This window comes from Variovorax sp. 10L426, from assembly GCF_056395305.1.
Window position 1 is genome coordinate 81,377 of sequence record NZ_JBFTJF010000021.1, and the last position, 10,618, is coordinate 91,994.

At 66.2% G+C, this 10,618-nt stretch carries 8 protein-coding genes; 2 read left to right on the forward strand and 6 right to left on the reverse strand.

Annotated features, from left to right (window positions below; translation table 11 throughout):
* Nucleotides 1-89 precede the first annotated feature (89 nt).
* On the forward strand, nucleotides 90-893 hold the full coding sequence (locus AC1DHL_RS25400; protein ID WP_478163777.1) for an alpha/beta fold hydrolase: 804 nt from the start codon (nucleotides 90-92) through the stop codon (nucleotides 891-893).
* A 119-nt stretch (nucleotides 894-1,012) separates the two neighbouring features.
* Here AC1DHL_RS25400 and AC1DHL_RS25405 read toward each other — a convergent pair whose 3' ends face one another.
* The 4 genes from AC1DHL_RS25405 to AC1DHL_RS25420 form a co-directional block, all read right to left on the reverse strand.
* Nucleotides 1,013-1,837, reverse strand: coding sequence for an undecaprenyl-diphosphate phosphatase (locus tag AC1DHL_RS25405; protein ID WP_478104427.1), 825 nt, complete (start codon nucleotides 1,835-1,837; stop codon nucleotides 1,013-1,015).
* Between the two features lie 57 nt (nucleotides 1,838-1,894).
* Nucleotides 1,895-2,572, reverse strand: a complete 678-nt coding sequence (locus tag AC1DHL_RS25410; protein ID WP_478163778.1) for a GNAT family N-acetyltransferase — start codon at nucleotides 2,570-2,572, stop codon at nucleotides 1,895-1,897.
* A 43-nt stretch (nucleotides 2,573-2,615) separates the two neighbouring features.
* Entirely contained in the window at nucleotides 2,616-3,257 is a 642-nt protein-coding gene (locus AC1DHL_RS25415; RefSeq protein ID WP_478163779.1) for an aspartate/glutamate racemase family protein, read from the reverse strand.
* Nucleotides 3,258-3,329: 72 nt separating this feature from the next.
* The gene (locus AC1DHL_RS25420; RefSeq protein ID WP_478163780.1) at nucleotides 3,330-4,676 is read right to left on the reverse strand and encodes an aspartate aminotransferase family protein; all 1,347 of its coding nucleotides are present in this window, start codon (nucleotides 4,674-4,676) and stop codon (nucleotides 3,330-3,332) included.
* A gap of 130 nt (nucleotides 4,677-4,806) precedes the next feature.
* On the opposite strand from AC1DHL_RS25420, the gene AC1DHL_RS25425 reads away from it, so the two are divergent.
* The gene (locus tag AC1DHL_RS25425; RefSeq protein WP_478163781.1) at nucleotides 4,807-5,673 is read left to right on the forward strand and encodes a MurR/RpiR family transcriptional regulator; all 867 of its coding nucleotides are present in this window, start codon (nucleotides 4,807-4,809) and stop codon (nucleotides 5,671-5,673) included.
* A gap of 1 nt (nucleotide 5,674) precedes the next feature.
* Here AC1DHL_RS25425 and AC1DHL_RS25430 read toward each other — a convergent pair whose 3' ends face one another.
* Nucleotides 5,675-7,117 carry an efflux transporter outer membrane subunit gene (locus tag AC1DHL_RS25430; protein WP_478163782.1) on the reverse strand — a complete coding sequence of 481 codons (1,443 nt, stop codon included), beginning with the start codon at nucleotides 7,115-7,117 and terminating at the stop codon, nucleotides 5,675-5,677.
* Between the two features lie 47 nt (nucleotides 7,118-7,164).
* On the reverse strand, nucleotides 7,165-10,428 hold the full coding sequence (locus AC1DHL_RS25435; RefSeq protein WP_478163783.1) for an efflux RND transporter permease subunit: 3,264 nt from the start codon (nucleotides 10,426-10,428) through the stop codon (nucleotides 7,165-7,167).
* Between the last annotated feature and the right edge of the window lie 190 nt (nucleotides 10,429-10,618).

A 10,618-nucleotide genomic window follows, 5' to 3' on the forward strand; every position in this document is an offset into this window, starting at 1 on the left:
CGGCCCGGCGGAGCCGGTTCCGCGGGGTTTCGCGAACGGGCATCGCTTCGCTGGCCGGCTTGTTCCGAGTGTCATAGCCCCTTGAGCCCATGCTTCCTCCTGTCATCTTTTCCCACGGCAACAGCTTTCCGGCGAGCACCTACCGGGTGATGCTCGACAGCCTGCGCAATCGCGGCTTCGACGTCGATGCGATCGAGAAATTCGGCCACGATCCGAAGTACCCCGTGACCGACAACTGGCCGCACCTGGTGGAGCAGCTCGCCGATTTCGCAAGGGAACGCGTGAAGCAGGCAGGCAGGCCGGTGTTTCTCGTCGGCCACTCGCTTGGCGGATTCCTGAGCCTGATGTGCGCCGCGCGGCATCCTGAACTTGCCCGGGGCGTGGTGCTGATCGACTCGCCGATCATCGGCGGCTGGCGCGCTGGGACGATCAACCTCATGAAGCGCACACCGCTCATGAAGAGCGTCTCGCCCGGCACGATCAGCCGCAAGCGCAAGAACATCTGGGAGCATCGCGAAGCGGTGTTCGAGCACTTTCGCAGCAAGAAGGCCTTCGCGAAGTGGGACGAGCGCGTGCTGCGCGACTACATCGAGCACGGCACCTTCGATACGGAGGACGCCCGCGCCCTGAGCTTTGACCGCGACGTCGAAACCGCGATCTATGACACCCTCCCGCACAACCTGAGCGCACTCCTGCGCGCGCATCCGCTCAAGTGCCCGGCCGCCTTCATCGGCGGCCGTCAGTCCGTCGAAATGCGCCGCGTCGGCATGACGATGACGCAGCAGGTCACCAAGGGCCGCATCATGATGCTCGACGGCACACACCTCTTCCCAATGGAAAAGCCGATCGCCACGGCAGCAGCCATCGAAGCGTCCCTGCGAAACCTAACCTAAACCCGCAAAGGGAAGCCCCTTCCAGAAACACCGCGGAACCGGCTTAGCCGGGCCGCTGGTGTTGCCCCCGGTAGGGGGTGGGCGCCCGACACGAAGTGCGGGCAACCTGGGGGCGAGCTTTAATCCGCCCAGACGACCATTCCGCTCCAGGCGGTCGCCAGCACCACGATGCCAAAGGCAATGCGATACCAGGCGAATGGGATGAAGCTGTGGGTGCTGATGTACCGCAACAGCCAGCGCACGCAGAGCCATGCGCTGATGAACGAAAACACGAGGCCGACCGCGAACAGCGGAATATCGGCCACCGACAGCAACGCACGTTCCTTGTAAAGGCTGTAGACCGCCGCACCGATCAGCGTCGGAATCGCGAGAAAAAACGAAAAATCCGTCGCCGCCTTGCGCGAGAGCCCGAGCAGCATGCCGCCGATGATGGTCGCGCCGCTGCGGCTTGTCCCTGGAATCATCGCGAGGCACTGCACGAGCCCGACCTTGAGTGCGTCCCAGGGCGTCATGTCGTCGACGTTCTCGATGCGCACGGAGCCGGGCGGGCGCCTCTCGGCCCACAGGATGATGAAGCCGCCGAGGATGAATGTGCTGGCAACGACGACCGGGATGAACAGGTGCGCCTTGATCGCCTTGCCGAACAACAGCCCCAGGACCACCGCCGGCAGGAAGGCGATCAGCACGTTGAGGACGAAGCGCCGCGCCTTGGGCTGCCGGGGCAGCGCAACGATGGTCGAGTGGATCTTGTGCCAGTAGACGAGGACAACCGCGAAGATCGCACCGGTCTGGATCGCGATGTCGAATACCTTGGCCTTGTCGTCGTCGAAACCGAGAAGCGAACCTGCAAGGATCAGGTGGCCGGTCGACGAAATGGGGAGGAATTCAGTCAGGCCCTCCACGATGCCCATGATGGCGGCCTTCGCCAGCAAAACAATATCCACGCACGCTCCTTGAAAGAGCGTCGATTATCGCGATGCGCGCGTTCAGAATTCTTTCAATCAGCCGCGCGAGATGACCCGGACGACCGTTTCGCAATGGTCGCGGAATCCCATGCGAAGGTAGAGCCGGTGCGCGCTCTCGTTGTCCCGCATGACATGGAGAAACGGCGTTTCGCCACGCTGAAGTTGGCTGCGGATCAGTTTCGCGGCCAGTCGGCGCGCAAGACCCCGACCCTGGAAGTCGGGATGCGTGCACACGCCACTGATCTCGCGAAACGTGCCGGCGCACATGCGCTCGCCGGCCATGGCGATCAGGCGTTCCCCTTCGAAGCAGCCGAAGTAGTCGCCGAGTTCGGGGGTTCGCGGGCCGAAAGGACCGGGGCGCGTCAGCGACGCCAGTTCGACCGCCTGCGCGGCGTGCTCAGGCTTCAGCGGAATGGCGTCAAGCGATGGGTCATCGTCGGGCATCGATCCCGCCCACACCATCCTGAACATGGTCGAATCCAGTTCGATCCGCCAGTTGGCCGGCGCAAGGCCCGACCAGTCCATGCAATAGAAGTGGTCGCCGGGTTCGCAGTACGGCGTCAGTCCGTCGAGATCGGGATATTCGGTGTCCGCGAAGCCGACGATCGGCGAAAAGCCGACGGCGTACCGGCGAATGCGGTCAGTGCCGATGGTGTACTTTGCGTGAAGGCCGGCCAAGGTGTGCCAGGCGATGTTGTCGAGCAGCGGGTTCATCGTGATGTCGATCCTAGCGACTCGCGCGGGCGAGCCTGCTCCTTCAGGCCACCCGCTGCCGCAATGCGCGCACCGCGCTGTCGACCGTGGTCAGCACAGGCAGCCCCGATGCCGCTTCGCAGGCGCTGCGGGCGCGCGCCATGCTGAACTGCGCGAGCGCCAACCGCGTGCAGCCGCGATCGCGCAAGCGTTTGGCCTCGGCGGCAATGCGCTCGTCGTGCTGTTGCACGTCACCGCGATTCAGCGCTTCGAGCGCGCCCTCGGCCAGCGCGAGTTCGAGCTCGACGTCTTCGGGAAATTCGGGCGGCATCGATTCCAGCGTCGGCTGGAACGTGGCGATCAGCCCCAGCTTGCCGGTGCCGGCCGCCACTTCCGCGACCATTGCCTCATTGGGCTTGAGCACCGGGATGCCAGCGTGCCGGCGCGCGACGGCCTCGATGCAGGGACCAAAGGCCGAGCAGGTGAAGAGAATCCCCTCGGCTCCGGTGGCCACAACGTAGTCCGCCAGTCGCTGAAAGCGCTCGTGCATCGCATCGTCGAGCCCTCTCCCACCGCGCGCGAGATCGGCCGACAAGCTGTCGTCCATCAGGTTCATGCGCACGGCCTGCGGCCAGTCGCGCTCGAAGGCTTCGTTGATGGGTGCGATCGAATGGGTCAGGGCGTGGATCAGGGCGATGCGGGTCATGGCTTGGGTTTTCGGCGGAATCGGTGACATGAACCGGCGGTTGTACAGCTTTTCCGTCTTGCGAGTTTCCGGTCAGCCCGCCTGCAATCTACGGACTGCGCGCGTCACCGTATCGATCGACGACGACAGGCGCGCCGCGATCTCCTGCAAATCCTTCCGCCCGGCGATGAAAGGCGGTGCAAGCAGCACGTGATCGCCCTGCCTGCCATCGACCGTCCCACCGAAGGGATAGCAAAGCAGCCCTTGCGCCATCGCTTCCTTCTTGATCTGCGCGTGCAGCTTCAGCCCCGGCTCGAAAGGCACTTTGTTCGCGCGGTCGGCGACCAGTTCGATGCCCCAGAAGAAGCCCCTGCCCCGGATATCGCCCACGTTCGGATGCGCGCCCAGCGTCTCGCGGAGCATCGCGCCGAAGGCTTCACCGTTGTCGCGCACCTTGGCGAGCAGGCCCTCGCGGTGAATCACGCGCTGCACCGCGAGCGCGGCGGCGCAAGCCACGGGATGGCCGAGGTAAGTGTGCCCGTGCTGGAAGAAGCCGCTGCCCTGCGACATCGCCTCGACGATCCTGCGCTGTGCCAACACCGCGCCGACCGGCTGGTAGCCGCCGCCCAGCCCCTTGGCGATCGTGACCAGATCGGGAATCACGCCTTCCTGCTCGCAGGCATACAGGGTGCCCGTGCGGCCCATGCCGCACATCACCTCGTCCAGGATCAGCAACACGCCGTAGCGGTCGCAAACCTCGCGCACGGCCTTGAAGTAGCCCGGCACCGGCGTCAGCACGCCGGCAGTCGCGCCGCCCACCGTCTCGGCCACGAAGGCGATCACGCGGTCGGCGCCCTGCGCGAGGATCGCCGCCTCCAGTTCGGCCGCCAGCCGCAGGCCGTATTGTTCGGCCGTCTCGCCCTCGCGCTGTTCCCGAAAGGGATAGCACGGCGACACATGCGTCGCCGGCACGAGGATCGGCGCGAAAGGCTCGCGGCGCCATGCGTTGCCGCCGACCGCCAGCGCGCCGAGCGTGTTGCCGTGGTAGCTCTGCCGGCGTGCGATGAAGTGCGTCCGCTGTGGCTGGCCGATCTCGACGAAGTACTGCCGCGCCATCTTGAGCGCCGACTCGACCGCCTCCGAGCCGCCGCTCACCAGGTACACGTGGCTCATGCCTTCGGGCGCGGTGCGGATCAGTTCGTCGGCCAGTTCCTCCGCCACCTCGGTCGTGAAAAAGCTCGTGTGCGCATAGGCGAGCTTGTCGATCTGCGCATGCATCGCTGCGATCACGTCCGGGTGGCCATGCCCGAGGGACGACACCGCCGCCCCGCCCGAAGCATCGAGGTATTCGCGCCCGGCGGCGTCGCGCAGGGTCATGCCGCTGCCGGACACGGCGACTGGCGGCGTCTGGCGAAGGTGGCGGTGGAAGACGTGCGTCACGGCGGCTCTCCGATTGTGGAACTAACGTATTGGTGCAATTATTGTTTGGAACATTTGTTCCGTCAACAAGCCACCCGAACCGCGTTGTTTCATCCAGTACATTCGTTCGAACGAAAAAGAGAGGGGAATCATGGGTGTCAAGGACGATCTCAGGGAGCGCTTCGCGACCCTGAGCCCGGCGTTGCAACAGATCGCGAAGTACGTGCTCGACCATCCGAACGAAGTCGTGACCCGCTCGATGCGGACCGTCGGCACGCGCGCGGGTGGCACGCCAGCGACGTTGGTGCGCTTTGCCCAGCATCTGGGATTTGCCGGCTGGCCGCAGTTCAAGGAGGCGGTCGCGGCGGAGCTGGGCCTGGCTTCCGAAGCCTACGGCGAGCGCGCCCGCACCCTCGTCGGCCGCGCGAGCGACCAGTCGTTGGTCGGCGAGATGTTCAAGGTCCACCGCCACAACCTCGAATCCACCGAGCGCATGAGCGGACCTTCCCTGCATCGCGCCTGCGCGCTGCTGGAAAAGGCGGCCACCGTGCACGCAGCGGGTTTCAGGGCGTGCTTCTCGGTCGCCTTTTCCTTCGTCTACGTCTACCGGATGTTCCGCGCCAGCGTGCACCTGATCGACGGTCAGGGCGGGTTGCTCGAAATGCAGCAGCGCGCGATGGTCAAGGGCGATGCGCTGGTCATCGCCAGTTTCGCACCCTACTCCCGCGAGGCGCTGCAGGTCGCCCAGGCGGCCAAGGCGGCCGGATGCAAGGTGCTGGCGCTGACCGACAGCGAGGCGTCGCCGCTGTCGCTGCTGGCGGACGAGACGCTGCTTTTTGCCATCCACAGTCCTTCGTTCTTCCCATCGGTCGCTGCCGCCGCGGCCTTGACGGAGGCCCTGCTGGAATTGCTCGCCAGCCGCGCCGGCAAGTCGGTCGTGAAGCGAATCGAGCAGGCTGAAGCCCAGTTGTTCGAGTCCGGCGCCTACCTGCAGGCGCCACGACCACGCGGGGGTTGACTCAGGAACCGGTCTTCGCGACGGGCTGTGTCGCGACAGGCTGCGGCTTGTCCTGATCCATCCAGTCGGCCTGCCAGCCGCCGCCCAGTGACTGGATCAACGCCACCGCCGCGATCTGGCGATTCGATTCCAACTGAAGCAGCGTTTGCCGCGCATTGAGCGCGGACACCTGCGCAACCACGACGCTGGTGTAGTCGATGGTGCCGGCACGGTAGCGGTTGAGGAACTGCTGCTCCGTGCGATCGGCAGCGGCAGAAGCCTCGCGGCGATTCACTTCCTGTTGCGCGAGGCTGGCGCCCGCGGTGAGTTGGTCCTCGACATCCTGGAACGCGGTCAGCACCGTCTGCCTGTAGCGCGCCACAGCCGCTTCGTGGCCAGCCTTGGCTGCATCGACGCTCGCGCCGATCGCGCCGGCATCGAACACGACTTGTGCGACCGACAGGCCCAGCGACCAAAGCGTGTTCGACGCGTTGAACAGATCGCCCACCTTGCTCGCCGCGCTGCTGATTCCGCCGTTGAGCGTGAAGTTCGGATAGTAGGCAGCACGCGCAATGCCGATCTGTGCATTGGCTGCCGCCACTGCCCGCTCTGACGCGGCAATGTCGGGCCGGCGCTGCAGGAGCGTCGTCGGTACGCCGGTCGGCACGCCCGGAACGACGGGCTTCCAGTCGGCAACCGGCAGCGAGAAATCGGCTGGCGGCACCCCCACGAGCACCGCGATGGCGTGCTCCAGCGTGTCGCGGGCGCTCTGCACCGCCTGGCGTTGGGCCCGAGTGGACAGGTAGAGCGTCTCCGCCTGCAACACATCGCTTTGCGCCGCGATGCTGGCCTCGTAGCGGTTGCGAGTGATCTCCAGGCTGCGCTTGTAGCCTTCGATGGTGACGTCGAGGATGTGAATTTCGGCATCGGCCTCGCGCAAGGAGAAATAGTTGGTCGCGAGCGTGGCGATCGACGACAACCGCGCGAGCGCGAGGTCGGCCTCGCTCGCCTGCGCGTTGGCCTGCGCGCTGTCGACGGCCTGGCGCAGTCGACCCCAGACGTCCGGCGTCCAGTCGGCATTCAGCGTTGCGGTAGCGGCCGTCACGGGCGACTTGTTGCGGGCACCGGTGCGAACCGCGCTCCCATCCAGCGTGATGCTCGGGAACAGCGCCGCGCGCTGCCCGCGAACCAGCGCCTGGGCCTGCGAATAATTGGCGACCGCGGTCGCGATGTTCTGGTTCGACACCTGCACGCGGCCCGCGAGATCGTCGAGGGTCGGGTCCTCGAAAAGCTTCCACCACTCGCCGCGGTCCAGCGCATCGGCCGGCGCTGCGGGCAGCCACCCTTCGGCCGCCGGCGCGGATTTCCACGCGGCCGGCGCCGCGGTCGTCGGCTGGACATAGGTGGGGCCCACCGCGCAGCCGGCCAATGCCGCGGCCATTGCCAGGGCCACGGAGGTGCGCATGAAACTGTCGCGCTGAGGGCGACGGAAGGAAAGTCGGTTCGGTGCGGTCATGGTGTCGGGGAGGCGTCAGCGGCGCGGCTCAGGTATTTCTCGTTGGCGGGACGGCGGCGCAGCTTGTCGAGCAGCACGTAGACGACCGGCGTGGTCAGCAGCGTCAGCAACTGGCTCGCGATCAATCCGCCGATGATCGCGACGCCCAGCGGCTGGCGCAGTTCGGCGCCCAGTCCGAAGCCGATCGCGAGCGGCAGCGCGCCGAGCGCCGCGGCCAGCGTGGTCATCAGGATCGGACGGAAGCGCAACAGGCAAGCTTCGCGCACGGCCTCCACGGCCGTGAGGCCCCGCGCACGTTCGACCTCCAGCGCGAAGTCGATGATCAGGATGGCGTTCTTCTTGACGATGCCGATCAGCAGGAAGACACCGATCAGCGCGATGATGGAGAACTCCATGCGGAACAGCAGCAGCGCCAGCACTGCGCCCACGCCCGCGGACGGCAGGGTCGTCAGCACGGTGATCGGATGAATCAGGCTCTCGTAGAGCACGCCGAGCACGATGTAGATGACAACCAGCGCCGCGACGATCAGGAACCATTGCTGCCCCTGGGACTGCTGCGCCGCCAGCGCGGTGCCCTGGAAGCTGCCGCGCACGTTGACCGGCATCGCGATGTCGGCCTCGGCCTGCGCGACGATGCGCTTGGCGTCGCCCAGGCTCACGCCATCGGCCAGGTTGAACGAGACGGTGCTGGCAAGCTCGGTGTCCTGGTGGTCGATGGACGTCGGCACCGCGCGCTCGCTGAATTTCGCGAAGGCCGAGAGCGGCACCATCAGTGTCGTGTCGGTCGCGACCTGCTGCCCCGTGGAAGCGGTGCGCAGCGCAGGGTTGGCCGAGATGAGGGTCGAGGTGCCGGTCGTCGCGTCCCTGTTCTCGTCGAGCGAGCTGATGATCGTTGCGCCGTTTGCCGTGGTGGTGCTCGCCAGCGTCGAGGGCACGAAGAGGTCCTTGAGCACGATCGGCGCGCGCTGGAAGCGCGGCGCCCATTCCATGATCACGGAGTACTGGTTGAGCTCGTCGTAGATGGTCGCCACCGAGCGTTGGCCGTAGGCGTTGTAGAGCGCGTTGTCGACTGCCATCGACGTGACGCCGAGCCGCGCGGCGGCGTCTCGGTCGACGTCGACGTAGGTCTCGACGCCGTTGTCGGCGTCATCGCTGTCGACATCGGTCAGAGTCTCCTCCTGCCGCAAGCGGTCGGCCAGCTTGGTGGACCAGGTGCGCAGATCGGCGAGGTTGTCGCTCTTGAGCGTGTATTGGTAGGTGGAGTTGCTCGACCGCCCGCCCATGCGCAAGTCCTGCACGGGGCTCAGGAACACGCGCAGTCCCGTCAGTTGGTTGAGTTGCGGGCGAAGGCGATCGATGACCGCCTGCGTGCGTTCGGTGCGCTCGGAAGTGGGCTTGAGATTGACGAACATGAATCCGCCGCCCGCCCGGCTGCCGCCCGCGAAGCCCACCACCGAGTCGACCGCCGGGTCCTTGTTGATGATGTCCACGGCCTGCCGCAGCTTTTCGTTGATGGCCTCCGACGAGATGCTCTGGTCGGCGCGCAGGCCGGCGTTGAGCTGGCCGTTGTCCTGCTGCGGAAAGTAGCCCTTGGGAATGGCGCCAAAGAGATAGACATTCAGCCCGATCACTGCCAGCAGCACCGCGATGACCACGCCCTTGCTCGCGAGCGCCCAGTCGAGGCTGTGGGCATAGGTGCGCAGCGTGACGTCCCACATGCGTTCGGCCATGCGGATGAACCAGGCACGCACCCGGCCCGGCGGCTTGCCGGTCTCTTCGGCCTCGCTGCGCAACAGCATGGCGCACAGCATCGGCGTGGTGGTCAGCGAGATCACGAGTGAAATCATCACCGCGACCGACAGCGTGACCGCGAATTCGCGGAACAGCCGTCCGACCTGGCCGCCCATGAAAAGCAGCGGGATGAACACGGCCACCAGCGAGATGCTGATCGACAGCACGGTAAACCCGACTTCGCGCGCGCCGCGCAAGGCCGCCTCGACACGGTTCATGCCCGTTTCGACATGGCGCATCGTGTTTTCGAGCACAACGATCGCATCGTCGACCACGAAGCCGGTCGCAACGGTGAGCGCCATCAGGCTCAGGTTGTTGAGGCTGTACCCCAGCAGGTGCATCACGCCGAAGGTGCCGAGCAGCGAAACCACCGTGGCCACCGCCGGCACGATGGTGGCACGCGTCTTGCGCAGGAACAGGCCGACCACGAGCACGACGAGGACGATGGAGATCATCAGCGTGCCCTCGATCTCGCGCAGGGAGGCGCGGATGGAGTTGGTGCGGTCCGAGGCGACCTGGATGTCGATGTCCTGTGGCAGCTGCGCGCGAAGCTCTGGCAGCAGCTTGCGCACGCCATCCACGGTCTCGATGATGTTGGCGCCCGGTGACTGCGTGACCAGCACGATCACCGCGGGCGCGCCGTTGAAGAGACCCAGCGTACGCGTGTTCTCGACGCCGTCGATCACGCGCGCCACATCGCCCAGGCGTACGGCCGCGTTGTTGCGCCATGCAATGACGAGATCCTTGTAGTCGGCCGCACGCCTTCCGGGCGCCGGCGTGTAGATCTGCAGCTTGCGATCGCCGCTTTCGATCGCGCCTTTGGGCCGATTCGCGTTGTTGGCCTGGATCGCTGCGCGCACGTCCTCGGTGCTGATGCCGAGATTGTTCAGCGCAAAGGGCTCCAACTCCACGCGCACCGCAGGCAGTGAGCCACCGCCGATCTCGACCTCGCCCACGCCTTCGACCTGAGACAGCCGCTGGCTGACGATGTTGGAGACTTCTTCGTAGATCTGCCCTGGCGTGCGGGTCTTGGAGGTCAACGCAAGAATCATGACCGGCGCGGCGGTCGGATTGCGCTTGCGATAGGTCGGATTGCTCCGCAACGTGGCCGGCAGATCGACGCGCGCCGCATTGATGGCGGCCTGCACCTCACGCGCGGCACTGTCGATGTTGCGGCTCAGGTCGAATTGCAGCGTGACCCGTGCCGATCCGTTGGAACTCGTCGACGTGAGTTCATTGACACCGGGAATGATGCCCAGCCTGCGCTCCAACGGCGTGGCGACGCTCGACGCCATCGTGCTGGGACTCGCGCCGGCAAGCTGCGCCTGGACCGAGATCGTCGGGAAATCGACTTGCGGGAGCGGCGACACCGGCAACACCAGGAAACCGACAATGCCGGCCAGGGCCAGGCCGATGGTCAGCAGGACCGTCGCGATCGGGCGCTCGACGAAAGGTCTCGAGAGGTTCATGGGGTGCTGTTGGGGTGGCGGAGGCGGGCGGTGTGCGCTGGGCCGGCCGACGTCACCGGCCGCTTCGCGGCTGCCCTGCGCTGCTCGCGGTACGCGGGGTCCGCGCGAAACTCGCTTCGCTCAAACACGCGCGGCCCTGATCCGCGTACCGCTGCGCTGCTCGGCGGTGCCTCAACGGCCGGCCCAGCGC